This window comes from Citrobacter sp. Cpo142 (genome assembly GCF_030332425.1).
GTDB classification, from domain to species: domain Bacteria; phylum Pseudomonadota; class Gammaproteobacteria; order Enterobacterales; family Enterobacteriaceae; genus Citrobacter; species Citrobacter portucalensis.
On record NZ_JAOWHW010000148.1, the window covers coordinates 1 to 25,427 of the forward strand.

Here is a 25,427-nt window from a genome sequence, read left to right on the forward strand (position 1 = left end):
TGCGGCGTGCCGCCTTATCCGGCCTGCAGGGGCTGGGCTGAACGCATTTTGTAGGCCTGATAAGCGCAGCGCATCAGGCAACACGTCTGCACACTGCCGGATGCGGCGTATCGCCTTATCCGGCCTACAAAAGCTAGTCCTGCTACCCTCGTACGAGGTTGAGTAACGGGTACGGTCGTCCGAGATCGTCCACCTCTGTACGTCCCGTCACGCTAAATCCCATCTTCTTATAGAATCCAACCGCCTGCTCATTCTGCTCGTTAACATTGGTTGTTAGCGTTGAACTCATTGATAAAGCATGTTCAATCAGCAGTTTACCAACGCCACTACCACGCACATCCGGATCGACAAACAAAGCATCTATATGCTGGTCGGTCAGGAGCATAAAGGCGACGGGCTCATCCTGTTCTGTCACTGCAACCCACAGAGGGGCTTCTGGTAAAAATGAACGTACCAGCTCCTCCAGCTCAATCCGATAATCCGCAGAGAGGAAATGGTGCGTGGCATCTACTGAGCGACACCAAATAGAAACTAACTTATCTCCTTCGTCCTGACGCGAACGACGAATGGTAAGGTTCATAGCATTCTCCTTTTTTTCTTTACTGCACTATTCTACAGCAAGGAGCCGTGAAACTTTCTCAACTTGAGGATGCAGGCTCGACATTCGCGTGATTCCTGGGTATCTTCAGCTATCTGGATGTCTAAACGTTTAAACGTATGTTGTGAGGTTATCAGGTTATGCCAATTCGCGTGCAGGACGAGCTACCCGCCGTCAATTTTTTGCGTGAGGAAAACGTCTTCGTGATGACGACATCCCGCGCTTCCGGTCAGGAAATTCGTCCACTGAAGGTGCTCATCCTCAACCTGATGCCCAAGAAGATTGAAACGGAAAACCAGTTCCTGCGCTTACTGTCTAACTCACCGCTGCAGGTTGATGTTCAGCTATTGCGCATCGATGCCCGCGAGTCACGCAACACCCCAACGGAGCATCTGAATAACTTCTACTGTAATTTCGAGGATATCTGCGATCAGAACTTTGACGGATTGATCGTGACCGGCGCGCCGTTGGGCCTGGTTGAATTTAATGATGTGGCTTACTGGCCGCAGATTAAGCAAGTGCTTGAATGGGCCAAAGATCACGTTACCTCGACGCTATTTGTCTGTTGGGCGGTGCAGGCCGCGTTGAATATCCTGTACGGAATTCCCAAGCAAACCCGCACGGACAAACTCTCAGGCGTCTATGAGCACCATATTCTGCACCCTCATGCGCTTCTGACGCGTGGATTCGATGATGCGTTCCTGGCCCCGCATTCCCGCTATGCTGATTTCCCTGCAGCGCTTATTCGCGACTACACCGATCTCGAGATCTTTGCTGAAACCGAAGAGGGAGATGCCTACCTGTTTGCCAGCAAAGACAAACGTATCGCCTTCGTGACGGGTCATCCTGAGTATGACGACCATACACTCGGCAGCGAATATTTTCGTGACGTCGAAGCGGGCTTATCGCCGGAAGTTCCCTATAACTATTTCCCGAAAGATGACCCGCAAAACAAACCGCGGGCAACCTGGCGTAGCCACGGTAATCTGTTGTTTACCAACTGGCTTAACTATTACGTCTACCAGATCACGCCATATGATCTGCGTCACATGAATCCAACGCTGGATTAATCTTCTGTAGCAGACGATCCTTAAGCGTTTCAGCATATTGAATCAGGCACCTTCGGGTGCCTTTTTTATTTCCGAAACGTACCTCACTGTGTAATTAAATTTTATTTATATTGTTATCAATAAGTTAATTGATAATTAAATTAAAAATGGAAATTGTTTTTGATTTTGAAATTTAAATGAGTAGTCTTAGTTGTGCTGAACGAAAAGCGCACAACGATCCTTCGTTCGCATTGGGGATGTGTTTGGATCAATGACGAGGAACTACGCAATGAATCAACAGGCAACGACAACCGATGAACTGGTCTTCACCAGGCCGCGTGGCGAACAGGAGCAACAAATTCTGACCGCTGAAGCGGTGGAGTTTCTGACTGAACTGGTGACAAGATTTACGCCAAAACGGAATAAACTTCTGGCTGCACGTATCCAGCAGCAGCAGGATATTGATGACGGTAAGTTGCCTGATTTTATTTCGGAAACAGCTTCCATTCGTGAAGGTAACTGGAAAATTCGCGGAATTCCTGATGATTTACTGGATCGCCGCGTAGAGATCACCGGACCCGTTGAGCGCAAGATGGTCATCAACGCGCTGAACGCGAACGTCAAAGTCTTTATGGCTGACTTCGAAGATTCACTGGCTCCTGAGTGGAGCAAAGTTATCGACGGGCAGATCAACCTGCGCGATGCGGTCAATGGCACCATTAGCTACACCAACGAAGCGGGTAAAATTTATCAGCTCAAGCCTAATCCGGCTCTGTTGGTATGTCGCGTTCGTGGTCTGCATCTGCCGGAAAAACACGTCACCTGGCGTGGCGAATCTATCCCGGGCAGCCTGTTCGACTTTGCCCTCTATTTCTTCCACAACTACAAAACGTTGCTGGCGAAAGGCAGCGGCCCTTATTTCTATCTGCCAAAAACGCAGGCCTGGCAAGAAGCGGCATGGTGGAGCGAAGTGTTCAGCTATGCAGAGGACCGCTTTAACCTGCCGCGCGGCACCATTAAAGCGACCCTGCTGATTGAAACGCTGCCTGCCGTCTTCCAGATGGACGAAATTCTGCACGCCCTGCGTGACCACATTGTGGGTCTGAACTGCGGTCGTTGGGACTACATTTTTAGCTATATCAAAACGCTGAAGAACCATCCGGATCGCGTGCTGCCGGACCGTCAGGTGGTGACGATGGATAAGCCATTCCTCAGCGCCTATTCGCGTCTGCTGATTAAAACCTGTCATAAACGTGGCGCGTTCGCGATGGGCGGCATGGCGGCGTTCATTCCCAGCAAAGATGCGGAACGTAACAACCAGGTTCTGACCAAGGTAAAAGCGGACAAAGCGCTGGAAGCAAATAACGGTCATGACGGCACATGGATTGCCCATCCGGGGCTGGCAGATACCGCTATGGCGGTGTTCAACGACGTACTCGGCGAAAACAAAAATCAGCTGTTCGTGACCCGTGAAGAAGATGCCCCGATTACCGCAGAGCAACTGCTGGCACCTTGTGAAGGTGAGCGTACTGAAGAAGGCATGCGCGCTAACATCCGTGTTGCGGTGCAGTACATCGAAGCGTGGATCTCCGGTAACGGCTGCGTACCGATTTACGGTCTGATGGAAGATGCGGCCACCGCCGAAATCTCCCGTACCTCCATTTGGCAGTGGATCCACCACCAGAAGACGCTCAGCAACGGCAAGCCGGTTACCAAACCGCTGTTCCGTCAGATGCTGGCCGAAGAGATGCTGGTGATTCAGGACGAGCTGGGCGAACACCGCTACAGCAGTGGGCGTTTTGACGATGCCGCGCGCCTGATGGAGCAAATCACTACCTCTGATGAACTGATCGATTTCTTGACCCTGCCAGGCTACCGCCTGCTGGCGTAATCCACCACATAACAATATGGAGCATCTGCACATGAAAAACCGTACTCAACAAATCGAAGAATTACAGAAAGAATGGACTCAACCGCGCTGGGAAGGCATCACCCGTCCATATAGCGCAGAGGAAGTGGTGAAATTACGTGGCTCGGTCAACCCGGAATGTACGCTGGCGCAGCTTGGCGCGGCGAAAATGTGGCGTCTGCTGCACGGCGAATCGAAGAAAGGTTATATCAACAGCCTCGGTGCGCTGACCGGCGGTCAGGCGCTGCAGCAGGCGAAAGCCGGTATTGAAGCGGTCTACCTTTCAGGCTGGCAGGTGGCGGCAGATGCCAACCTGGCATCCAGCATGTACCCGGACCAATCGCTGTATCCGGCGAACTCCGTCCCGGCGGTGGTGGATCGGATCAACAACACATTCCGTCGCGCCGATCAGATCCAATGGTCAACCGGTATTGAGCCGAACGATCCTCGCTATGTCGATTACTTCCTGCCGATCGTTGCCGATGCGGAAGCAGGGTTTGGCGGCGTACTGAACGCGTTTGAACTGATGAAATCGATGATTGAGGCTGGTGCAGCGGCCGTTCACTTCGAAGATCAGCTCGCATCGGTGAAAAAATGTGGTCACATGGGCGGCAAAGTGCTGGTTCCGACTCAGGAAGCTATCCAGAAACTGGTGGCCGCCCGTCTGGCAGCCGACGTCATGGGTGTGCCGACGCTGGTGATTGCACGTACCGATGCTGACGCAGCCGATCTGATTACGTCTGATTGCGACCCATACGACAGCGAGTTCATCACTGGCGAACGTACCAGCGAAGGGTTCTACCGTACGCATGCGGGTATTGAGCAGGCGATCAGTCGTGGCCTGGCCTACGCACCGTATGCGGATCTGGTGTGGTGTGAAACCTCCACGCCGGACCTTGAGCTGGCGAAGCGATTTGCCGATGCGATCCATGCGAAATACCCTGGCAAACTGCTGGCTTACAACTGTTCGCCGTCGTTTAACTGGCAGAAAAACCTGGATGACAAAACCATCGCCAGCTTCCAGCAGCAGCTGTCGGATATGGGTTACAAATACCAGTTCATTACCCTGGCGGGTATCCACAGCATGTGGTTCAACATGTTCGACCTCGCGCACTCCTATGCGCAGGGTGAAGGCATGCGCCACTATGTTGAGAAGGTTCAGCAGCCAGAATTTGCGGCAGCTAAAGACGGTTACACCTTCGTCTCCCATCAGCAGGAAGTGGGCACAGGTTACTTCGATAAAGTCACCACCATCATTCAGGGCGGAGCTTCCTCGGTGACCGCGCTGACCGGCTCGACCGAAGAATCGCAGTTTTGATTAATGCCCGGTGGCGCTGCGCTTACCGGGCCTACGAAGGGATGTAGGCCGGATAAGCGAACGCGCCATCCGGCATGACGTTGTGCCGGATGGGAGACATTGATGACGCGTGGCCTGGAATTACTGATTGCTCAGACTATCTTGCAAGGTTTCGACGCCCAGTACGGGCGTTTTCTGGAAGTCACCTCCGGCGCGCAGCAGCGTTTTGAACATGCTGACTGGCATGCGGTTCAACAGGCGATGAAAAGCCGTATTCACCTTTACGATCATCACGTGGGTCTGGTGGTGGAGCAGTTGCGCTGCATTACTGACGGCAAAAGTACCGACGCGGATTTTTTACTTCGCGTGAAAGAGCATTACACCCGGCTACTGCCGGATTACCCGCGCTTCGAGATTGCGGAGAGTTTCTTTAACTCCGTTTACTGTCGGTTATTTGACCACCGCTCGCTGACTCCCGAGCGGCTGTTTATTTTCAGTTCTCAGCCAGAGCGCCGTTTTCGCACGATCCCACGTCCGCTGGCGAAAGACTTTTTTCCGGATACCGGCTGGGAGTGGCTGCTGACACGCGTCCTTAGCGATCTGCCCCTGCGTCTGCCGTGGCAGAACAAACATCGTGATATCCACTACATCATCGAACACCTGACCGAAACCCTGGGAGCGGATGTGTTGTCGGGTTGCCATTTACAGGTGGCGAACGAACTGTTTTATCGCAATAAGGCTGCCTGGCTGGTCGGTAAGTTGATTACTCCTTCGGGGACGCTACCGTTTTTACTGCCAATCCACCGGACTGATGAAGGCGAATTGTTTGTCGATACCTGTCTGACCACGACGGCGGAGGCGAGTATTGTGTTTGGCTTCGCCCGCTCCTATTTTATGGTTTACGCCCCTTTGCCCGCGGCGCTGGTGGAGTGGCTGCGCGAGATCCTGCCCGGTAAAACCACCGCCGAACTGTACATGGCAATTGGCTGCCAGAAACACGCCAAGACCGAAAGCTACCGCGAATATCTGCTCTATCTTGCCCATTGCGATGAGCAATTTATTGAAGCGCCGGGGATCCGCGGCATGGTGATGCTGGTGTTTACCCTGCCGGGCTTCGACCGGGTGTTTAAAATCATCAAAGACAAATTCGCCCCGCAAAAAGAGATGTCTGCCGCCCACGTTCGCGCCTGCTATCAACTGGTCAAAGAGCACGATCGTGTGGGGCGGATGGCTGACACCCAGGAGTTCGAGAATTTTGTGCTGGATAAACGGCAAATCGATCCGGCGCTGATGGCGCTGTTATTGCAGGAAGCCCCGGAAAAAATTACCGATCTTGGCGATCAGATTGTCATTCGCCATCTATATATCGAACGACGGATGGTACCGCTGAATATCTGGCTGGAGCAGGTCGAAGGTCAGCAACTGCGCGATGCCATTGAAGAGTACGGCAACGCGATTCGTCAGCTGGCTGCCGCCAATATTTTCCCCGGCGATATGCTGTTTAAGAACTTCGGCGTGACCCGCCACGGGCGCGTGGTGTTCTATGACTACGATGAAATATGCTACATGACGGAGGTGAATTTCCGCCATATCCCGCCGCCACGCTACCCGGAAGATGAGATGAGCGCTGAGCCGTGGTACAGCGTATCGCCTGGAGATGTCTTCCCGGAAGAGTTTCGTCACTGGCTATGTGCCGACCCGCGTATCGGGCCGCTATTTGAAGAGATGCACGCTGACCTGTTCAGCGCCGACTACTGGCGTGGTCTGCAAACGCGGATTAAAAACGGGCATGTAGAAGATGTTTACGCCTACCGGCGTCGGCAACGTTTCAGCGTACGTTATGAAACCGACCGTAGGCCGGATAAGGCGCTTGCGCCGCCATCCGGCAATGTGCGCCGTGCCTGATGCTCTACGCTTATCAGGCCTACAAATCTGCCCTGACCCTGGACAGTAGGCCGGGTTAGGCGTAGCCGCCACCCGGCAACCCCATCTTAGCGAAATCCGCCGTATGCCAGCGTCACTTCTTTCGCCGCTTTGATCGCCATGGCGCCAAACTCGGTCACGCGGTCATCAGTAATGCGTGAGATTGGCCCGGAAATGGAAATCGCAGCGAACGGCTCGCGGTGCTCGTCATAAATGCACGACGCCACGCAGCGCAGACCCAGCGCATGTTCCTCATCATCAAAGGAATAGCCGCGCTTGCGCGTCTGGGCCAAATCCTCTTTCAGATGCACTGGCGACACCAGCGTGGCGTGTGTGTAAGCATGCAGGCCTTTGCGGTGCAGCAGGCCAGTCACTTGTTCTTCGCTCAGTTGGGATAAAAACGCCTTACCCGCACCGGAGGCGTGCATTGGCAGCTTGCCGCCGATAGGCGCGGACATGCGCATCAGTTGGGTGCACTGCACCTGGTCGATAATAATGGCTTGATGGTCGCTTTGATCCAGCACGGCCAGGTTTACCGTCTCACCGGAATCTTCCATCAGCTTGCGCAGGATCGGATGGACAATCGCCAGCAGATTACGGCTTTGCAAAAAGCTGCTGCCGACGATGAACGCATGCGCGCCCACGGCCCAGTGGCCTAATTCACCCACCTGACGGACAAAACCCTGCTGCTGCATGGTGGTCAGCAAACGGTGAGTCGTGGAGTTTGGCAGGCCGGCCTGCTGAGCCAGCTCGGTCAACGCCACGCTGCCGTTGGATTCCGCAATCCACTCCAGCAGCTTCAGGCCGCGGGTCAGAGACTGAACCTGCCCGGTTGCAGGCGCAGTAGCGGCGGCGGGTTTTCTACCGCGTTTCGCGGGGACAGTGGCTACCATGGCAGACTCCTTTTCTGTATCGTGGAAATCATTTTCGTTTTATTCAATTATAATGCAAGAATTCCTGCACTGATCGGATGAGTGAAGCTGAACATGTCTCATGTTGGCCGTTGTTCTCTTTTCCGCCTCTCAGGTTTGTGCCAGTATGGCCTGTTGAGTTTTTTTCGGTCTGGTTGAGCGTTGTCGGGAGCGAGTGTGAGCAGCAAAGTAGAACAATTACGTCAGCAGTTAAATGAACGTATTCTGGTGCTGGACGGCGGTATGGGCACCATGATCCAGGGATATCGTCTGAGCGAAGAGGATTTCCGCGGCGAACGCTTTGCCGACTGGCCGTGCGATCTGAAAGGCAACAACGACCTGTTGGTGCTCAGCAAACCGGAGGTCATCGCCGCTATCCATAACGCCTACTTTGAGGCGGGCGCGGATATCATCGAAACCAACACCTTTAACTCCACGACCATCGCCATGGCGGATTATCAGATGGAATCCCTGTCGGCGGAAATCAACTTTGCGGCAGCCAAACTGGCGCGTGCGGCGGCTGACGAATGGACGGCGCGCACGCCGGAAAAACCGCGCTACGTCGCGGGCGTGCTCGGCCCAACGAACCGTACGGCGTCTATCTCGCCTGATGTTAACGACCCGGCTTACCGCAACATTACCTTTGATCAGCTGGTGGCCGCCTACCGTGAATCCACCAAAGCGCTGGTGGAAGGCGGCAGTGACCTGATCCTGATTGAAACCGTCTTCGATACTCTGAACGCCAAAGCCGCTATTTTCGCGGTTAAAACTGAATTCGAAGCGCTGGGCGTTGAGCTGCCGATTATGCTCTCCGGCACCATCACCGACGCTTCCGGCCGTACGCTTTCCGGCCAGACTACCGAAGCATTCTACAACTCCCTGCGCCACGCCGATGCGCTGACCTTCGGTCTGAACTGCGCGTTAGGTCCGGACGAGCTGCGCCAGTACGTGCAGGAACTGTCACGCATTGCCGAATGCTACGTGACTGCGCACCCGAACGCCGGTCTGCCGAACGCCTTTGGTGAATACGATCTCGACGCCGATACCATGGCGACGCAGATTCGCGAGTGGGCTGAGGCCGGTTTCCTGAATATCGTCGGCGGCTGCTGCGGCACCACGCCGGAACATATCGCCGCCATGAGCCTCGCGGTGGATGGCTTACCGCCGCGCCGCTTGCCGGAAATCCCGGTTGCCTGCCGCCTTTCCGGCCTTGAGCCGCTGAACATCGGCGACGACAGCCTGTTTGTGAACGTCGGCGAGCGTACCAACGTCACCGGTTCGGCGAAATTTAAGCGCCTGATCAAAGAAGAGAAATACAGCGAAGCGCTGGACGTCGCCCGTCAGCAGGTGGAAAGCGGCGCGCAGATCATCGATATCAACATGGATGAGGGGATGCTCGATGCCGAAGCGGCAATGGTGCGTTTCCTCAACCTGATCGCCGGTGAGCCGGATATCGCCCGCGTGCCGATTATGATCGACTCCTCGAAATGGGACGTCATCGAGAAAGGCCTGAAGTGCATTCAGGGTAAAGGCATCGTTAACTCCATCTCGATGAAAGAGGGGGTTGAGACCTTTATCCATCATGCGAAGCTGCTGCGTCGCTACGGTGCCGCGGTGGTGGTGATGGCCTTTGACGAGCAAGGGCAGGCCGACACCCGCGCACGTAAAATCGAAATCTGCCGTCGGGCGTACAAAATTCTTACCGAAGAGGTGGGCTACCCGCCGGAAGACATCATCTTCGACCCGAACATCTTTGCTGTCGCGACCGGTATTGATGAGCACAACAACTACGCGCAGGACTTTATCGGCGCGTGTGAAGACATCAAACGCGAACTGCCGCACGCGCTGATCTCCGGCGGCGTTTCTAACGTTTCATTCTCGTTCCGTGGCAACGACCCGGTACGTGAAGCCATTCACGCGGTATTCCTCTACTACGCCATTCGCAACGGCATGGACATGGGGATCGTCAACGCCGGACAGCTGGCAATTTATGACGACCTGCCCGCCGAGCTGCGCGATGCGGTTGAAGATGTGATCCTCAACCGTCGTGACGATGGCACCGAACGACTGCTGGAGCTGGCAGAGAAATATCGCGGCAGCAAAACTGACGACACGGCGAATGCCCAGATGGCGGAATGGCGCACCTGGGACGTGAAAAAGCGCCTCGAATACTCGCTGGTGAAAGGCATTACCGAGTTTATTGAGCTGGATACCGAGGAAGCGCGCCAGCAGGCAGCGCGTCCGATCGAAGTTATTGAAGGACCGCTGATGGACGGCATGAACGTCGTTGGCGATCTGTTCGGCGAAGGCAAAATGTTCCTGCCGCAGGTGGTGAAATCCGCCCGCGTGATGAAGCAGGCGGTGGCGTACCTCGAACCGTACATTGAGGCCAGCAAAGAGAAAGGCTCCAGCAACGGTAAAATGGTCATCGCGACCGTGAAGGGCGATGTGCACGATATCGGCAAAAACATTGTTGGCGTGGTGCTGCAATGTAACAACTACGAAATCGTCGATCTTGGCGTGATGGTGCCAGCGGAGAAAATCCTCAGAACGGCGCGTGAAGTGAATGCCGACTTGATAGGCCTTTCCGGGCTGATTACCCCGTCGCTGGATGAAATGGTCAACGTGGCGAAAGAGATGGAGCGTCAGGGATTCACTATTCCGCTGCTGATTGGCGGTGCGACCACCTCAAAAGCGCACACGGCGGTGAAAATTGAGCAGAACTACAGCGGTCCGACGGTGTACGTGCAGAACGCCTCGCGTACCGTTGGCGTGGTGGCTGCGCTGCTCTCTGACACCCAGCGCGATGACTTTGTCGCCCGTACGCGTAAAGAGTACGAAACCGTGCGTATCCAGCATGCGCGTAAGAAACCGCGTACCCCGCCAGTAACGTTACAGGCTGCCCGCGACAACGATCTGGCCTTCGACTGGGAAAACTACACCCCGCCGGTGGCGCACCGTCTGGGCGTGCAGGAAGTGGAAGCCAGCATCGAAACCCTGCGCAATTACATCGACTGGACGCCGTTCTTTATGACCTGGTCGCTGGCCGGGAAATACCCGCGCATTCTTGAAGATGAGGTGGTAGGAGAAGAGGCGAAGCGCCTGTTCAAAGACGCTAACGACATGCTGGATAAACTCAGCGCTGAGAAGACCCTGAATCCGCGCGGCGTGGTGGGTTTATTCCCGGCCAACCGCGTGGGTGACGACATCGAGATTTACCGTGACGAGACGCGTACGCACGTCATCAACGTGAGTCATCATCTGCGCCAGCAGACGGAAAAAGTCGGTTTCGCCAACTACTGCCTGTCTGACTTTGTCGCGCCGAAATTGAGCGGCAAAGCGGATTACATCGGTGCTTTCGCGGTGACCGGTGGTCTGGAGGAAGATGCGCTGGCGGATGCCTTCGAAGCCCAGCATGACGACTACAACAAGATCATGGTGAAAGCGATTGCTGACCGTCTGGCGGAAGCGTTCGCAGAATATCTGCATGAGCGCGTGCGTAAAGTCTACTGGGGCTATGCGGCGAATGAGAATCTCAGTAACGAGGAGCTGATCCGCGAAAACTACCAGGGGATTCGCCCGGCACCGGGTTATCCGGCGTGTCCGGAACACACCGAAAAAGCCACCATCTGGGAGCTGCTGGATGTGGAAGCGCACACCGGGATGAAACTCACCGAATCTTTCGCCATGTGGCCAGGCGCGTCGGTCTCCGGCTGGTATTTCAGTCATCCGGACAGCAAGTACTACGCCGTGGCGCAAATCCAGCGCGATCAGGTTGAAGATTATGCCTTCCGTAAAGGCATGAGCGTGGCAGAAGTGGAGCGCTGGTTAGCGCCGAACCTCGGCTATGACGCCGACTGATTCACAAAACTGTCATCTTTCTTTACAACAAACAGGGCGCTCAATGAGTGCCCTGTCTCTTTATTACGTTTAAACCCTTATACTGAAAGGGGGCCGTTGCCGGATGGCGGCGTAAACGCCTTATTCGGCCTACATAGGGATGATTTGTAGGCCTGATAAGCGCAGCGCCATCAGGCAAATGAGCCTCAAAAAACCATAAAAATAAGGAGAACCTGATTCCGTGTTAACTCTGTTACACCTGCTTTCTGCCGTCGCGATGCTGGTTTGGGGTACGCATATTGTGCGTACCGGCGTGATGCGCGTCTTTGGCGCCCGCTTGCGTACCGTGCTCAGCCGTAGCGTTGAAAAGAAGCCGCTCGCCTTTTGTGCAGGTATCGGCGTAACGGCGCTGGTGCAAAGTAGCAACGCCACCACCATGCTGGTGACCTCGTTTGTTGCACAAGATCTCGTGGCGCTCACCCCTGCGCTGGTCATAGTGCTCGGCGCCGACGTGGGGACCGCGCTGATGGCGCGTATCCTGACCTTCGATCTCTCCTGGCTGTCGCCACTGCTGATTTTTATCGGCGTGATCTTCTTTCTCGGTCGTAAGCAGTCCCGCGTGGGGCAACTGGGGCGGGTTGGTATTGGACTGGGGTTGATTTTGCTGGCGCTGGAGCTGATTGTGCAGGCGGTAACGCCGATCACCCAGGCTAATGGTGTACAGGTTATTTTTGCCTCGCTTACCGGCGATATTATGCTCGATGCGCTGATTGGCGCCATGTTTGCGATTATCAGTTACTCCAGCCTGGCGGCGGTGCTGCTGACGGCCACGCTGACCGCGGCAGGTATTATCTCGTTCCCGGTGGCGTTGTGTCTGGTGATTGGTGCCAACCTCGGGTCCGGCCTGCTGGCGATGTTGAATAACAGCGCCGCTAACGCCGCAGCACGTCGTGTGGCGCTCGGTAGCCTGCTGTTTAAGCTGGTGGGGAGCCTGATTATCCTGCCGTTTGTTCATCCGCTGGCCAATCTGATGGATGAACTGCCGCTGCCGAAATCTGAACTGGTTATCTACTTCCACGTCTTCTACAACCTGGTGCGCTGCGTGGCGATGGTGCCGTTCGCCGAACCGATGGCGCGTTTTTGTAAGCGCATCATCCGCGATGAGCCGGAGCTGGATGCACATCTTAAACCCAAACATCTGGACGTCAGCGCGCTGGATACGCCGACGCTCGCTCTGGCCAATGCCGCCCGTGAAGCCCTGCGTATCGGCGACGCGATGGAGCAGATGATGGACGGGCTGAAGAAGGTGATGCATGGCGAGCCGCGTGAAGAAAAAGAGCTGCGCAGGATGGCGGACGACATTAACGTGCTGTACACGGCAATTAAGCTCTATCTGGCGCGGATGCCAAAGGATGAGCTGGCGGAAGAGGAATCGCGCCGTTGGGCGGAGATTATCGAAATGTCGCTCAACCTTGAGCAGGCTTCCGATATTGTCGAACGTATGGGCAGCGAGATAGCCGATAAGTCGCTGGCCGCCCGCCGGGCATTCTCTGTCGAAGGGCTGAAAGAACTGGATGCGCTCTACGATCAGTTGCTCAGCAATCTGCAGCTGGCGATGTCGGTGTTCTTCTCAGGAGATGTGACCAGTGCCCGTCGTCTGCGCCGCAGCAAGCACCGCTTCCGTATTCTCAATCGTCGTTATTCGCATGCGCACGTTGACCGTCTGCATCAACAGAACGTGCAGAGCATCGAGACCAGCTCGTTGCACCTGGCGCTGTTGGGCGATATGCAGCGTCTGAACTCGCTGTTTTGCTCCGTGGCTTACAGCGTGCTGGAACAGCCGGATGAAGACGATGGGCGGGATGATTTTTGAGTGAGGTGAAGCGGTAGGCCGGATAAGGCATTTATGCCGCCCTCCGGCAATGTTGTCGTTTACTTTGTAGGCCGGATAAGGCGAAGCCGCATCCGGCAATGTGCGCTGAACTGCCTGATGGCGCTGCGCTTATCAGGCCTACAGTTGTAGCCCGGATAAAGCGAAGCCGCCATCCGGCATCAGACAATAAATCAACTAAAAGCAATGGCCTGCTTCAACGGCAACCGCCTCTTCACCTGCTTTAAAGATATACGTGGTGTTCGGGCCGCCGAGCACGGATTGACCGTTACTCACCTTGATCCAGTTACCTTCCGGCAAGCCAATCACCGTCAGCTCCGGTGCCACAACCAGCAGCTCGCGGATACGCTGTTCACGCGTTTCGCCTTTGTGGCCTTCCGGCAGCGCGTTGGTGAAGTGTGGGTTAATTTGCAGCGGGAACAGACCGAGCGCATCAAAGCCTTTTGGATCAACAATCGGCATGTCGTTGGTGGTGCGGATGGTCTGGCAGGCGAGGTTAGAACCCGCGCTCCAGCCAATGTACAGCGCACCGCGTTTGACGACATCCACAATCGGCACCAGCAGTCCGCGTTCGCGGCTTTCTTTCAGTAACTGGAAGGTATTACCCCCGCCGACAATCACCAGCTCTGCGTTTTCAATAGCGGCAATCGGGTCGGCAACGGTATGAATACCCGTAACGTTGACGCCCATTGGCGCAAAGATGGCTGCCGTTTTCGCCGTGTACTCATCCCAGGTTTGCGTCACGCCAGCGAACGGAATAAACACCGCCGTACGGCGACCATTCAGTTGTTCAGCAATCAGCGGCAGCGCATGTTCCATCCAGCCTTTGCCCGGCAGCGTCGAGTTACTCAATAAAAGCAGTTCCATCATTTCTCCATGTAATCAGAAAATTACAAACCGCGCTAATGCTACCACTATCAGCCAGGCGCCTTACTGATATGGCTCACGATGTTGGAAGGGGGGACAGAAGCTGAGGCTATTTTTTAAGTGTCAATTCAATGCCGAGTACCTTCATCACTGCAAGGGTGGTTTTCAGCGTCGGGTTACCTTTCTCACTAAAAGAGCGATAAAGCTGCTCACGGGATAATCCCGTTTTTGCCGCAATGTTCGCTATTCCCTTAGCGCGAGCCACCACGCCCAGTGCTTTTGCTATGTACGCTGCATCGCCTGTTTCGAGGGCAATTAAATCAATGGGTGGAAGAAAACGGTTCGTTCAGTGATTTTCAAAGGTCATTCTGATTAATGGCTATTAGAGCGCCCATCCCTGGCGCTCTCTTCCTGCTTCGTTACCCCGCCCGAGCAAATTCTGCTGCTTCGGCGATTAGCGCGTCATCCGGGCGTACGCCGGTGTACATGGCGAACTGCTCCACGGCCTGTAAGGCAATCACCTCTGCACCGCTGATGGTCTTTTTACCTAATTGCTGTGCCAGTTTGATTACCGGTGTTTCCGGCGGCAGGGCGACGACGTCAAACACCACGCTGGCGGCAGCGACTATCGCTTCGCTGTAGGCCAGTTCATCGCTCTCTTTACCGCCAGCCATGCCGACGGGCGTCACGTTGACCAGAATATCGCAGGTAATCCCTTCCGGCTGCGGTTGCCACTGGAAACCGTACTGTTTTGCCAGCGCCGGACCGCTCTCCCGGTTACGGGCGGCGACGATCACATCGCGAAAACCGGCATCGCGAAATGCAGCAATGACAGCTTTACCCATTCCACCGCTGCCGCGGATCATGACGCGTGCGTGGTTATCAAGCTGGTGGCTGGTAATCAGGCTTTTTACCGCAATGTAGTCGGTGTTAAATCCTGTCAGCGTACCGTTGTCATTGACAATGGTGTTGACGGAATCAATGACTTTTGCGGAAGGATCGATGGCATCCAGAAACGGCATGCAACTCTCTTTAAACGGCATAGAGACCGCACAGCCGCGAATCCCGAGTGCGCGAACGCCTTTCACTGCGGCCTCAATATCCTGCGTAGTAAAGGCTTTGTAGATAAAATTTAACCCTAACTTTTCATACAGATAGTTATGAAAGCGTGTGCCAAAGTTGCCGGGGCGACCGGCAAGCGACATGCACAACTGGGTGTCGCGGTTAATCATGTTAAATCTCCTCGGCGTGAGACAATATGTATTGTTCGGCTTCCTGCGACCAGATCCCCTGATGACGCTCCAGGATATCGCGCAAGGCCGGATCGTCAATCTGGGTGAGCGCAGTTAACGGCAATGCTTTTCCGGTGTAAACCAGTTTTTTACCCCCACCGACTTGCGGCAGTTCCAGCGTTGTTTCACCTGCCGCATTCAATCCCAGAATGTGCGTCACCACTTTTGCCGCCTGAACTTTCTTCTCTTCGATCAGTTTTACCGCCGCGCGCATGTCGTCGGTATTGCCGCCAGATGTCCCAACATAATGGGTGAAGCCATAGTGCACGTCGTAGAAGTTAATCGGCGCGCTAAACTGCTTATCCTGCGGACCCGCAAAGAAATTCATGCAGCCATCGGCAGCCAGCAGGGAAGAGGCCAGCGTGACCAGCTGTTCATTGGGCACAAACACAAAGATGTCATCAAACCCGTGCCCGCCGCTCAGCGCCATCAAGCTGTCATAACTCGCATCCTGCGCGTGGAGATAATGGATCAACGTTTGTGGTTCTGATGGATAGTGCTTGCGGGCGTAGCTCAGCTTGTCGTTATTGGTGTCGGTCACCACCAGCAGCGCTGGGTTAACCGGACCATGCAGCGCGTAGTCGATCGCCAGTAGTCCCATCGGCCCGGTGCCGCCGAGTATCAGTGTACGCCCCTGCGGACGAATGCCCATCTTGTGGTTATAAGTACCTTCCTGTAGGTGATAGTTGGCGTTGAATGCGCCAATCACGCAGGACAGCGGCTCAACCAGCGAGCCTTCAAAATAGGTTTCACCTTCGTAGGCCAACAGGCAGTCCTGCTCCATGACTTCATCAGGAATGATAACGTGCGTGGCTTCACCGCCTACCCACGGGAAGGAGTAGCCGGGGCAGTCCGGGCGATCCGGCAGTTGCAGGTTAGCCTGAGTGACATAGCGCTGGCCGGGCTGAAACTTATGCTGCCATTTTTTCCCCACGGCAATAATATCGCCGCAAAACTCGTGACCGATGATGATCGGGTTGGTGGCCACATCATCCGGCACCTTTTTGTGGTTCTCGCCCTGGTTAGCCTCTTTCCAGGAAGAAAGGCACAGGCTGTCGGTTACGACTGAGGCCAGAATTTCATCGTCCTGCATTTCAGGAAGATCGAAGGTTTCCAGGCGCAGATCGCGTTTACCATAAAGGCGTAAAGCTGTTGTTGTTTGCATTGTTACCACCTCTTCCTCTTTCGAGGACTATTTGTTGAAGTTGCCCCGGCATTGCCGGAGCGAAAAAATCAGGACAGGAAACCCAGCGCGTTACCGATAATCCCCAGCGCAAACAGGGCGAAGATCAGCCATACCGGATTAATTTTCTTGTTGAGCAGACGCACCATCAGCAGCGTCAGACCCAGCGCCAGCAGGCCAGGGCAGAGTTGGTCGAGAATGTTCTGCACGGTCATGGTGACGGTGGTGCCGTCTGCGCCAGGCGTTTGCGATACCACCAGCGGCACGTTGATGCTGGTCCATTTGGTGACCAGCACCCCCATGACAAACAGGCCAAGAATCGATGCGCCTTCGGTCAGTTTCTGCAGCAGGTTGCCGCCCATGTCGCTGACGATATTGACCCCTTTACGAAAGCCAAGCTGTAAGCCGTACCACTTCATGGCAAGACGTACTGCATTGAAAATAAAGAAGAATGATAGTGGGCCGAGAATGTTTCCGGACAGCGCCAGCGATGCGCCGAGCGCGGCGGTAATCGGGCGCAATGTTCCCCAGACCAACGGGTCGCCAACACCGGCCAGCGGGCCCATCAGCCCAACTTTGATGCCGTTGATAGCACCGTCGTCAATTTCCGCACCATTGGCGCGAGCTTCTTCCATCGCGGCGGTCACGCCAATCACCGGGCCGCACACGGCAGGCGTGGTGTTGAAAAACACCAGGTGGCGTTTGAGAGCTGCAACCTGGTCCTCTTTCAGCGGATACAGGCGCTTGATGGCAGGGATCATGTCGTAGCAAAAGCCCAGTCCATGAATGCGTTCAAAGTTGAATGACGCCTGCTGCAGGTTGGAGCGAACAAACATGCTAAACAGGTCGGATTTGGTTAGTTTTTTCTGTTCCATGGCTGGCTCCATTAGTCATCAAGCTGATCGAGAGCTTGAGAAGAGGCGGGTTGCGCCTGCGGTTCGGCTTTACGCCACTGTGGGTTCAACTGGATGTAGACCAGCGCGATAATCACGCCAACCCCACCGAAAGCCAGCAGACTCAAATCGAGATACCCCCCAGCGATAAACCCGAGGAAGAAGAAGGGCATCAGGTACTTCACGCCCATCATGCGCAGCACCATGGCGTAGCCGACCACCACGATAAAGCCACCGGCAATCTGCAATCCGCGGGTGACGAATTCCGGAATGGCGTTGAGCATATTGCTGACCATATCGGCGCTGACAAACAGCGAGACGATTAATGCAGGAATGGCAACGCGCAGCGCCTGTACGCCGAGAGCGGAAACGTGCAGCATGTCGATGGTGCGAAAGCGGGCGTCTTCGGCTGCTTTATCCGCCGCGTGCTGGAACACCACGGTGATGGTACGGGCAAAGACAGTTAGTACCTGACCTGCCGCCGCGACTGGCAGGGCGATGGCGATACCGGTAGCAATGCTTTGCTGACCGACGATAACCAGAATGGCGGAGATAATACTGGCGAGCGCCGAATCGGGAGACTGCGCTGCGCCGACGTTCATCCAACCAAGAGCGATTAACTCCAGCGTGCCGCCGAGCATAATCCCGGTTTTTAAATCACCAAGGATCAGGCCGATAACGGTACAAGCAATTAGCGGACGGTGGGTCTGGAACTCATCCAGCACGCTGCCCATTCCGGCAATACAGGAAAATAGGAATATGGCGATAATTTGTAGGGTACTTATTTCCATAATATGTCACCTTGTGAATGTGATCATCCCTGCCTGTTAAAGCATAAGAACACAGGCATTTTTATTTATTCAGCGAACGATTGTTCTTCTATTTTTTCGAGAATATTAATAGATGGATCGGATGCGACGACGCGTAAATCCAGCGTGACACCCAGTTTAGCTAATTCTCGAAACGCATTAATGTCGTCACTGTCTAAAGAAACGGCTTTAGTTAATTGTTTTTTACCCGGTCGCCAGGCCATACCACCAATATTTAACGTGGCGATTTTCACGCCTTGCTTGACCATTGCTAATGCATCCTGTGGGCGGGTAAACAGATAAAAAACGGTTTCGTTCTGGTATTGCGGATTATGGTAAACCGCGACCGCCTTTTCGATATTAACGACGTTCACTTTTATTCCCGGTGGGGCGGCCTGACGTAATAATGTGCGACGTACTTCATCGTTATAAACGTCGTCATTACAGATAATAATCCGTTGGGCATTTGCCACCTTCGACCAGACGGTGGTGACCTGACCGTGGATCAGGCGGTCATCAATACGAGCAAGGGTAATGTTCATCAGAAATCCTCTTCGGTCGTTTCCAGATGTTGCCAGACGACACAGGTTTGTTGAGCAATGGTCGTCAGGTGTTCGCACAGTTCATCCACATTCATATTGCTTTGGTTGTCTACCAGTTCCAGCGCCAACGGCAGTGATAACCCGCTAATGACCCGTATCGCCGGATTGTGCATCGCCAGCGTCGCAGCGGCATTCCAGGGACTGCCACACTGCAAATCGACGGCAATCAGCCATTCATCGCCAGTGTGAATACTTACTAACTTTTTTAGCTTTTCCACAATGTCGCTGGCGTTCTCTCCGGGGACAAATGCCACGGCTTCAACGTTGGCATCACCGTAAACCATCTGTACTGATTCCAGCATGGCGCAGGCCAGTTTGCCGTGAGCACAGAAGATTGCATTGACCATAAAATCTCCTTAGCCGCGCGTTTTTCCGCCCGCAATGTTAGTGGTTACTCCGGTGATGTAACTGGCACGCTCAGATAAAAGATAACAAACAAAATCAGCGACTTCACTTAAGCGTCCTGAACGACCAATCGGGATCGCGTTCTTGGTGTAGCCCTCGCGCAGCTGTTCGACGGTGATGTTGCGGGTCCAGGCCAGCGCTTCTTCATACTCGGGGGTCCGCAGTCCGGTTTTTTCCAGAATGCCAGGTGCAATGCCAACTACACGGATGCCGTGTTTGCCCAACTCTTTCGACCAGGAACGGGTAAAGCTATTCAATGCGGCTTTGGTCGCGGCGTAACAGCTTTGACCTTCAGAACCTTCCAGTCCGCTTTCAGAAGAGACATTCACAATCACGCCGTTACGCTGTTTTACCATTTGGCGTGCCGCTGCCTGCGACATTAAGAACACACCTTTCTGGTTGATATTAACCATTTTTTCAAAAGCAGCTTCGTTGAGTTCGTATTGCCCGGCGGGTGCTTTTTCATCGACCAGCAGACGCGGAAAATTAACGCCAGCATTATTTACCAGCCCATCAATACGTCCGTAGCGTTGGATAATTTCAGCGACCGTATGATTAACCTCTTTGGCACTGGAAATATCCGTTGGCCAGAAATGATACCCGTCATTTCTATCGTATTTACCTTCTCCGCTATGAATATCTGCCATTTGCACATTAGCGCCTTGCGCTAATAACTCCTCGACAATTGCCAGACCAATTCCGGATGCACCACCGGTAACAATAATGACTTTGCCCTGCAAGTTTAACCACGTTTGCATAATTAACTCCCGATTTCAGATAAGGGGATCCCACATAAATTTAATTATGGTAGGACCAATTAGAATTTATTTACTTCAACAATAACTCAGCGGTATTGCTGTTGGTGACTAAACAGTTAATATAATTCCCACGTAATGCGCCTAATATCCCACTGTATTTTTCTTCACCCATTGCAATGCCAATGGAGTAACGCGCCTGTTTTAATTTATTGGTTTCGATGGAGAGCGTCTTTTCACTCATATTGGTCTCTACGGTTACACCGTTGATATCGTAAAAGCGCGAGCAAATGTCTCCGGCGACCTGGCGGGCATGCAGGTCATCACTCTCTTCACTGCCGTAAAAAGCGTGCCAGTTAGCGCCATCACGTATCGCCGGAGATCCAATCCCGACCAGCGCGATGTCCAGATTATCCCAGTACGCAGAAATCGATTTAAAATGTCGTGACTGCATGATCCCGTTACGGATCAGCGGGTTTTCCAGCAGTGCCGGGAAATCTGCCAGGTGTGATTCCCCTTTGAGCTTTGCCGCAGCGCCGTAGGTCAGCGTATTGACGTGGTAGCGGCTTTCAAGCTTGCCGGATGGTCCGCCGATAATCGGCACACAGATCAGCTGGCGCGACTGGCTGGCAGGAGATAATCCTTCCACCAGTCCCCGTACCGCGCGGCCCCATGAGAACCCGATAATGTCCCCAGGTTCCAGTAAGCGTTCCAGCAACTGTGCGCCATGTGCGCCCATCATATTAAGTTGTTCATCTTCCTGCTCGCTATCGCAGGAGACTACGACCGCCTCTTTCAGGCCAAATTTCTGTTTTAGCTGCTGTTCCAGCCACAGATTTTCGTTGTAGTCGTAATTAATGGCGATGGTGACGATACCCTGCTCGCGTCCACGTTTTAGTAACCGGCTGATCGTGGTGCGATAAATACCCAGCTCGCGAGCTATTTGCGCTTGTGTCATATCCTGTTCGTAATACAGCTGCGCTATTTTTACGATCAGGCGGATATCATCGCTGTTTTCCGTCGCCATTTTTGGACTCCTGCACATTTGTGCAAATCACGAAATTGCCTTCTTGATCTGATATAACCCCATCTGTTCTCCATCTCAAAGCTATTTTCACTTATTTCATCGTCCTGAAATGACCGATTGTGTTGCACATTTGATGTGGTGATGGCGCGTTGTCGGCACAGATGTGCATGCCTCTCTAATATATTGATTCTGCTTGTTTTCACTCAACAAAATTGCAGGGATGGATCGCTGACACTTTTGTGTCAAAAGGTGTGACGGATCACAAATAGCGCGTGGGTAGTCGAACACGATTATTTTTTATCGTCCGCAAGGTAGGGTATATTTCGCTTTTAATACACAAAGTCATTCAAGTTGTATCAAGGCGGCAAGGGAGCGAACCCCCGGGAGCATAGATTGCTATGTGACCTGGGTGAGTGAGGGTAGCCAACGCAGAGACAGCTTGCAGGATGAAGTGTATACAGGAGAAATTATGCTGCCCGACTCATCTATCCGATTAAATAAATACATCAGTGAAAGCGGAATCTGCTCGCGTCGCGAGGCGGATCGCTTTATCGAACAAGGGAATGTCTTCCTGAATGGTAAACGCGCCACCATCGGCGATCAGGTGATGCCTGGCGACGTCGTAAAAGTAAATGGTCGGTTGATTGAGCCGCGTGAAGCGGAAGATCTGGTTTTTATCGCGCTGAACAAGCCGGTAGGGATTGTCAGCACCACCGAAGACAGCGAACGCGACAACATTGTTGATTTCGTGAATCACAGCAAGCGCGTGTTTCCAATTGGCCGTCTGGACAAAGATTCCCAGGGACTTATCTTTCTGACCAACCACGGCGACCTGGTGAATAAAATCCTGCGTGCCGGTAACGATCACGAAAAAGAGTATCTGGTGACGGTCGATAAGCCGGTCACTGATGACTTTATCCGTGGGATGGGGGCCGGTGTGCCCATTCTCGGTACCGTCACCAAAAAATGTAAGGTGAAGAAAGAAGCGCCGTTTGTGTTTCGCATTACGCTGATTCAGGGACTTAACCGTCAGATCCGTCGTATGTGCGAACACTTTGGCTATGAAGTTACCAAGCTTGAGCGTACGCGAATCATGAACGTTGGTTTGTCCGGCCTGCCGCTTGGTGAATGGCGCGACCTGACAGATGACGAACTGATCGATCTGTTCAAGCTGATTGAGAACTCGTCCTCAGAAGCCAAACCGAAGGCGAAAGCGAAGCCAAAAACCGCAGGCATTAAGCGTCCGGTGGTGAAAATCGAAAAATCAGCGGAGAAAGAAAAATCGCGCCCGGCGGCAAACGGTAAGCGTTTTACCTCTCCGGGGCGTAAGAAGAAGGGACGCTAACGTCTGCCGCGCGTCGGCGTATTTGCTGACCAGGAAAACGATGCTTCCGCATCCGGTTTATAAGCCTGCTTTTTCTTTAACTGGCGGGCTTTTTTAGCTTCTGCTTCGCGCTGCGCCATCAGTTTATCGATGTACTCTTTCTTGATGCTGTTTGTTTCAGCGTTGGTAAGCAGCCGACCATGCGCAATGCGCGCGCGGTCGAGCAGCGTTTTCAGTTCACGCTGTTCGCGCTCGGTCATCTCTTTTTGGGTAATGCGGGGGAGTGCCATATGGGTGCCCTCTGTTAGCCGATATCCTCAGTGTACGGTAATCCAGAACCTGCTGATAGCGTCATGCATTGTATTATTCAGCAATACGTAATTTTCCGGCGAAGTCCTGCTGTGTATAGCCCGTTGTTCTGAATCGCTTGTCTGTGATGATGTTATCGATCTCTTTTAATGTGGCGATACACATCACACCGTCCTGGCCAAATTTTGTATGGTCGGCAAGAATTACCGACTTTTTACTCATAGCAATCATTGATTTGGCAACATAGGCTTCATCGAAGCTTTTCACCAGCACACCATGTTGAGGTGAAACACCGCCCGCGCCGATGAAGCAGATATCTGCGTGAATAGTGTTTATTTGCTGACAAACGGAAACGCCGAGATTGGCACGGAAATGGTAGTCATATTCACCACCTAATACATAAACGCGCGCTTTAAGATTATGTTCTTTGATTTTATCGGCAATTAAGGCTGAGTTGGTAATTACGGAATAGGCCAGAGGAGGTAATTGTTCGGCCAGAATAAGATTGGTGGTACAAGAATCAATGAATAAAGTATCGTGCTCGCTGACCATCCCGGCGGCAAGTTTACCAATTGCCATTTTCTCTTCGCGGTGTATATCAATCCGCGCGCCAAATTCATCTTCCTGAACAACCTGCTTTTTGACGGCACCGCCGTGAATCTTAGTAATTTGCCCTTCAGACTCCAGAATGGAGAGGTCGCGGCGAATGGTCTCTGATGTGACTTTTAACGTTTCCGATAATTTGATAACCGTCACTTCACCGAATTTATTTAATTCATCGAGGATATGTTTTCTTCTTTTAATCGGGTTCATTATTTTCCGCCAACGTCGTGCTTTGGCGCATGGTAACTGGATGTGCAGAGCAACGCAACCACTCCAGCGCACAGACAAAACCCTCATCATCATTAGAGGCAGTCACATAGCTGGCTTGTCGTTTTACTGCCTCAGGTGCATTCCCCATTGCAATACCAATGCCGGCGGCGGAAAACATACTGATATCGTTTTGCTGGTCGCCAATCGCCGCAACCTTTTCTGCTGTTATATTTAGCTGGCGCATTAACATGCTAATAGCATAACCTTTATTTATTTCGCTGCGTTGGATATCAATGTAATTCTCCCCAGTGATAGTCGCTGTATAGCCATAAGGCAATTTATTATTCACTTCTGCACATAGTGCATTTATTTTTAACTGCTCGGTAACGAGTGTGATTTTATAAATATCCTGCCGATTTAAAATATTTCCAGGCGCTGCCAAAATAAGTGGTAATTCAAATAAACGGGCTTCATAAGTTGTCCATGGCGCAATCTGTTGGTCGCAACGATGATAAATAGCATCGGCGCTAAAAAAGTGATGAGGACAGAGGGAAAGCGAAATATGCCGGTCAATATCCCGAAGATTCATACAAGAGAGCGCTGCAGTATGAATATTGTGCTGCTGCGCCATCTCGAGGATCTGACCTCCGTTGAAGCCTGCGCACCAGCCAAACAGCGTATTAACCTGCTGCTGCTGTAGCAGGCGCATCATAGAGGAGACCGGTCTGGCGGAACAGGCGGCCAGCAGGCCACCGCGCTGGTGGAATTCAATGAGTGCCTGACGTGTGCGTGGACTGATTGTCTTTTGCGAAGTCAGTAGTGTTCCATCCAGATCGGTGACCAGTAACATGCTTATTTCCCTTAATCTCAATGCGCAATAAACGGCGTGACAGCCTCTTTGGCGGCGTTGCAGACCATATTGTCGATTGCCGTACCGACGACCAGAATATTGACCCCGGTATCCTTAAACGCTTTGGCATTGGCGAGGTTAATTCCGCCTTCCGCCAGCGTCGGCACGCTTACCGCGCCGACCAGCGCCCACAGGCGATCTTTAATGGCTTGCGGAATATCACCTGCGGCTACGCCTTCGTAGCTCATACCGGTCATTAAACCAATCATGTCGACGCCTATCTCCTGCATCCGTTTTGCTACGCTGGCGACCTCTTCCGGAGTACGCGCAGGAATACCGAAAGTATGCAGGTCATCCGGGTGACCAATATAAGCATCAACGGTCAGGCCATACTGATGGGCGAGATTAACGATGTCCTGTAGATCGTCCCAGTCGGATTTATGGGTGTGTAAGCCATCGGCACCAGCACGGGCAATCTCCAGTATCTCTGTTTCCGTGAGCGGGACCGGTAACGTTTCGGTAAAGCCACCTGCGATACCGACAGTAATGAAGATATCGTCAGGAACCACATTACGTACGCCATGTACTGCTTCGGCCATCTGGCTGTTAGTAATTTCGTGGCGGATTTGTTCCGCCGCGTGCATGTTGCTCACCCCCTTATGCCCACGCGCCAGCGCCAGTGCGGGATGGTTCGGTTCGAGCAGCTTAACGCCCGCCTCACATACTGCCTTTGCCAGACGCGCATCGTCGCCGGTTATCCCTGTGCTGAGGATGGTCTGCCCGCCGTGCAGCGTGATGGCATCTTTCACTTTCTGTAACGCTTTAGCGCGTTTTTTATTCATATCGCCTTTAAACATGGTGTACCTCTGGTGTTGGTGCA

The 25,427-nt window shown here is 53.3% G+C and carries 23 protein-coding genes; 7 read left to right on the top strand and 16 right to left on the bottom strand.

All coding sequences use genetic code 11. The annotated features are described in order from the left end of the window. Nucleotides 1–142: 142 nt before the first annotated feature. Complete coding sequence (locus tag OGY18_RS24950) at nucleotides 143–580, bottom strand: acetyltransferase (protein WP_003826501.1); 438 nt, start codon at nucleotides 578–580, stop codon at nucleotides 143–145. A gap of 158 nt (nucleotides 581–738) precedes the next feature. On the opposite strand from OGY18_RS24950, the gene metA reads away from it, so the two are divergent. From metA to aceK, 4 genes are all read left to right on the top strand, one after another. Next, nucleotides 739–1,668: a homoserine O-acetyltransferase MetA gene (metA, locus tag OGY18_RS24955; RefSeq protein WP_003826503.1), complete on the top strand. Its 930-nt coding sequence runs from the start codon at nucleotides 739–741 to the stop codon at nucleotides 1,666–1,668. 268 nt (nucleotides 1,669–1,936) lie between these two features. Further along, nucleotides 1,937–3,538 carry a malate synthase A gene (aceB, locus tag OGY18_RS24960; protein WP_003031607.1) on the top strand — a complete coding sequence of 534 codons (1,602 nt, stop codon included), beginning with the start codon at nucleotides 1,937–1,939 and terminating at the stop codon, nucleotides 3,536–3,538. A 31-nt stretch (nucleotides 3,539–3,569) separates the two neighbouring features. Beyond that, nucleotides 3,570–4,874: an isocitrate lyase gene (aceA, locus tag OGY18_RS24965; protein ID WP_286554698.1), complete on the top strand. Its 1,305-nt coding sequence runs from the start codon at nucleotides 3,570–3,572 to the stop codon at nucleotides 4,872–4,874. A 102-nt stretch (nucleotides 4,875–4,976) separates the two neighbouring features. Next, nucleotides 4,977–6,758 (top strand): bifunctional isocitrate dehydrogenase kinase/phosphatase, encoded by a 1,782-nt coding sequence (gene aceK / locus OGY18_RS24970; protein WP_286554700.1) that lies wholly within the window; start codon nucleotides 4,977–4,979, stop codon nucleotides 6,756–6,758. Between the two features lie 86 nt (nucleotides 6,759–6,844). On the opposite strand, the gene iclR is transcribed toward aceK, so the two are convergent. After that, nucleotides 6,845–7,669: a glyoxylate bypass operon transcriptional repressor IclR gene (iclR, locus tag OGY18_RS24975; RefSeq protein WP_003826510.1), complete on the bottom strand. Its 825-nt coding sequence runs from the start codon at nucleotides 7,667–7,669 to the stop codon at nucleotides 6,845–6,847. Nucleotides 7,670–7,864: 195 nt separating this feature from the next. Here iclR and metH point away from each other — a divergent pair, with 195 nt between their 5' ends. Both metH and OGY18_RS24985 read left to right on the top strand, forming a co-directional pair. Then, nucleotides 7,865–11,548 (top strand): methionine synthase, encoded by a 3,684-nt coding sequence (gene metH, locus OGY18_RS24980; protein WP_286554702.1) that lies wholly within the window; start codon nucleotides 7,865–7,867, stop codon nucleotides 11,546–11,548. Nucleotides 11,549–11,768: 220 nt separating this feature from the next. Beyond that, a complete protein-coding gene (locus tag OGY18_RS24985; protein ID WP_003826514.1) occupies nucleotides 11,769–13,400 on the top strand; it encodes a Na/Pi cotransporter family protein in 1,632 nt (543 codons plus the stop codon). A 195-nt stretch (nucleotides 13,401–13,595) separates the two neighbouring features. Here the strand turns inward: OGY18_RS24985 and pepE are convergent, their stop codons facing one another. The 10 genes from pepE to OGY18_RS25035 all read right to left on the bottom strand — a co-directional run bounded on the left by pepE (nucleotide 13,596) and on the right by OGY18_RS25035 (nucleotide 21,251). Continuing rightward, entirely contained in the window at nucleotides 13,596–14,285 is a 690-nt protein-coding gene (gene pepE / locus OGY18_RS24990; protein WP_142879772.1) for a dipeptidase PepE, read from the bottom strand. A 109-nt stretch (nucleotides 14,286–14,394) separates the two neighbouring features. Next, a complete protein-coding gene (locus OGY18_RS24995; RefSeq protein ID WP_232018068.1) occupies nucleotides 14,395–14,610 on the bottom strand; it encodes an addiction module antidote protein in 216 nt (71 codons plus the stop codon). A gap of 94 nt (nucleotides 14,611–14,704) precedes the next feature. Then, nucleotides 14,705–15,517, bottom strand: a complete 813-nt coding sequence (locus OGY18_RS25000) for a shikimate 5-dehydrogenase (protein WP_063941212.1) — start codon at nucleotides 15,515–15,517, stop codon at nucleotides 14,705–14,707. Between the two features lies 1 nt (nucleotide 15,518). Next, nucleotides 15,519–16,742, bottom strand: a complete 1,224-nt coding sequence (gene sorE / locus OGY18_RS25005) for an L-sorbose 1-phosphate reductase (RefSeq protein WP_286554704.1) — start codon at nucleotides 16,740–16,742, stop codon at nucleotides 15,519–15,521. A 68-nt stretch (nucleotides 16,743–16,810) separates the two neighbouring features. Further along, nucleotides 16,811–17,635 carry a PTS system mannose/fructose/sorbose family transporter subunit IID gene (locus OGY18_RS25010; RefSeq protein WP_286554706.1) on the bottom strand — a complete coding sequence of 275 codons (825 nt, stop codon included), beginning with the start codon at nucleotides 17,633–17,635 and terminating at the stop codon, nucleotides 16,811–16,813. Nucleotides 17,636–17,646: 11 nt separating this feature from the next. Beyond that, nucleotides 17,647–18,444 (bottom strand): PTS mannose/fructose/sorbose transporter subunit IIC, encoded by a 798-nt coding sequence (locus OGY18_RS25015; RefSeq protein ID WP_003826527.1) that lies wholly within the window; start codon nucleotides 18,442–18,444, stop codon nucleotides 17,647–17,649. Nucleotides 18,445–18,509: 65 nt separating this feature from the next. Next, on the bottom strand, nucleotides 18,510–19,004 hold the full coding sequence (locus OGY18_RS25020) for a PTS sugar transporter subunit IIB (RefSeq protein ID WP_003826529.1): 495 nt from the start codon (nucleotides 19,002–19,004) through the stop codon (nucleotides 18,510–18,512). Then, nucleotides 19,004–19,411 (bottom strand): mannose/fructose/sorbose PTS transporter subunit IIA, encoded by a 408-nt coding sequence (locus tag OGY18_RS25025; protein WP_286554708.1) that lies wholly within the window; start codon nucleotides 19,409–19,411, stop codon nucleotides 19,004–19,006. The genes OGY18_RS25020 and OGY18_RS25025 overlap by 1 nt, the downstream gene beginning before the upstream one ends. 9 nt (nucleotides 19,412–19,420) lie before the next feature. After that, nucleotides 19,421–20,227: an SDR family oxidoreductase gene (locus OGY18_RS25030; protein WP_286554710.1), complete on the bottom strand. Its 807-nt coding sequence runs from the start codon at nucleotides 20,225–20,227 to the stop codon at nucleotides 19,421–19,423. A 70-nt stretch (nucleotides 20,228–20,297) separates the two neighbouring features. After that, nucleotides 20,298–21,251 (bottom strand): sugar-binding transcriptional regulator, encoded by a 954-nt coding sequence (locus OGY18_RS25035; protein ID WP_003826536.1) that lies wholly within the window; start codon nucleotides 21,249–21,251, stop codon nucleotides 20,298–20,300. Nucleotides 21,252–21,720: 469 nt separating this feature from the next. Here OGY18_RS25035 and rluF point away from each other — a divergent pair, with 469 nt between their 5' ends. Next, a complete protein-coding gene (gene rluF, locus OGY18_RS25040) occupies nucleotides 21,721–22,596 on the top strand; it encodes a 23S rRNA pseudouridine(2604) synthase RluF (RefSeq protein WP_008786901.1) in 876 nt (291 codons plus the stop codon). Here the strand turns inward: rluF and OGY18_RS25045 are convergent. From OGY18_RS25045 to OGY18_RS25060, 4 genes are all read right to left on the bottom strand, one after another. After that, the gene (locus OGY18_RS25045; protein WP_191213561.1) at nucleotides 22,593–22,865 is read right to left on the bottom strand and encodes a YjbD family protein; all 273 of its coding nucleotides are present in this window, start codon (nucleotides 22,863–22,865) and stop codon (nucleotides 22,593–22,595) included. The two genes, rluF and OGY18_RS25045, sit on opposite strands and share 4 nt — an antisense overlap. A 73-nt stretch (nucleotides 22,866–22,938) precedes the next feature. Beyond that, a complete protein-coding gene (locus tag OGY18_RS25050) occupies nucleotides 22,939–23,697 on the bottom strand; it encodes a DeoR/GlpR family DNA-binding transcription regulator (protein WP_126319545.1) in 759 nt (252 codons plus the stop codon). Next, on the bottom strand, nucleotides 23,684–24,547 hold the full coding sequence (locus OGY18_RS25055) for a Cof-type HAD-IIB family hydrolase (protein ID WP_126319543.1): 864 nt from the start codon (nucleotides 24,545–24,547) through the stop codon (nucleotides 23,684–23,686). Before OGY18_RS25055 ends, OGY18_RS25050 begins: the two co-directional genes overlap by 14 nt. A gap of 17 nt (nucleotides 24,548–24,564) precedes the next feature. Next, on the bottom strand, nucleotides 24,565–25,404 hold the full coding sequence (locus tag OGY18_RS25060) for a beta/alpha barrel domain-containing protein (RefSeq protein ID WP_032942081.1): 840 nt from the start codon (nucleotides 25,402–25,404) through the stop codon (nucleotides 24,565–24,567). Between the last annotated feature and the right edge of the window lie 23 nt (nucleotides 25,405–25,427).

What these genes read in the sequence shown, in the direction of transcription:
- OGY18_RS25025 (WP_286554708.1), bottom strand. Translation starts at nt 19,411, where the DNA reads ATGGTCAATGCAATCTTCTGTGCTCACGGCAAACTGGCCTGCGCCATG.
- OGY18_RS24950 (WP_003826501.1), bottom strand. Translation starts at nt 580, where the DNA reads ATGAACCTTACCATTCGTCGTTCGCGTCAGGACGAAGGAGATAAGTTA.
- pepE (WP_142879772.1), bottom strand. Translation starts at nt 14,285, where the DNA reads ATGGAACTGCTTTTATTGAGTAACTCGACGCTGCCGGGCAAAGGCTGG.
- OGY18_RS25030 (WP_286554710.1), bottom strand. Translation starts at nt 20,227, where the DNA reads ATGCAAACGTGGTTAAACTTGCAGGGCAAAGTCATTATTGTTACCGGT.
- OGY18_RS25015 (WP_003826527.1), bottom strand. Translation starts at nt 18,444, where the DNA reads ATGGAAATAAGTACCCTACAAATTATCGCCATATTCCTATTTTCCTGT.
- OGY18_RS25055 (WP_126319543.1), bottom strand. Translation starts at nt 24,547, where the DNA reads ATGTTACTGGTCACCGATCTGGATGGAACACTACTGACTTCGCAAAAG.
- sorE (WP_286554704.1), bottom strand. Translation starts at nt 16,742, where the DNA reads ATGCAAACAACAACAGCTTTACGCCTTTATGGTAAACGCGATCTGCGC.
- rluF (WP_008786901.1), top strand. Translation starts at nt 21,721, where the DNA reads ATGCTGCCCGACTCATCTATCCGATTAAATAAATACATCAGTGAAAGC.
- OGY18_RS25020 (WP_003826529.1), bottom strand. Translation starts at nt 19,004, where the DNA reads ATGAACATTACCCTTGCTCGTATTGATGACCGCCTGATCCACGGTCAG.
- metA (WP_003826503.1), top strand. Translation starts at nt 739, where the DNA reads ATGCCAATTCGCGTGCAGGACGAGCTACCCGCCGTCAATTTTTTGCGT.
- aceA (WP_286554698.1), top strand. Translation starts at nt 3,570, where the DNA reads ATGAAAAACCGTACTCAACAAATCGAAGAATTACAGAAAGAATGGACT.
- aceK (WP_286554700.1), top strand. Translation starts at nt 4,977, where the DNA reads ATGACGCGTGGCCTGGAATTACTGATTGCTCAGACTATCTTGCAAGGT.
- OGY18_RS25045 (WP_191213561.1), bottom strand. Translation starts at nt 22,865, where the DNA reads ATGGCACTCCCCCGCATTACCCAAAAAGAGATGACCGAGCGCGAACAG.
- OGY18_RS25035 (WP_003826536.1), bottom strand. Translation starts at nt 21,251, where the DNA reads ATGGCGACGGAAAACAGCGATGATATCCGCCTGATCGTAAAAATAGCG.
- OGY18_RS25050 (WP_126319545.1), bottom strand. Translation starts at nt 23,697, where the DNA reads ATGAACCCGATTAAAAGAAGAAAACATATCCTCGATGAATTAAATAAA.
- OGY18_RS25000 (WP_063941212.1), bottom strand. Translation starts at nt 15,517, where the DNA reads ATGATTAACCGCGACACCCAGTTGTGCATGTCGCTTGCCGGTCGCCCC.
- OGY18_RS25010 (WP_286554706.1), bottom strand. Translation starts at nt 17,635, where the DNA reads ATGGAACAGAAAAAACTAACCAAATCCGACCTGTTTAGCATGTTTGTT.
- aceB (WP_003031607.1), top strand. Translation starts at nt 1,937, where the DNA reads ATGAATCAACAGGCAACGACAACCGATGAACTGGTCTTCACCAGGCCG.
- OGY18_RS25060 (WP_032942081.1), bottom strand. Translation starts at nt 25,404, where the DNA reads ATGTTTAAAGGCGATATGAATAAAAAACGCGCTAAAGCGTTACAGAAA.
- iclR (WP_003826510.1), bottom strand. Translation starts at nt 7,669, where the DNA reads ATGGTAGCCACTGTCCCCGCGAAACGCGGTAGAAAACCCGCCGCCGCT.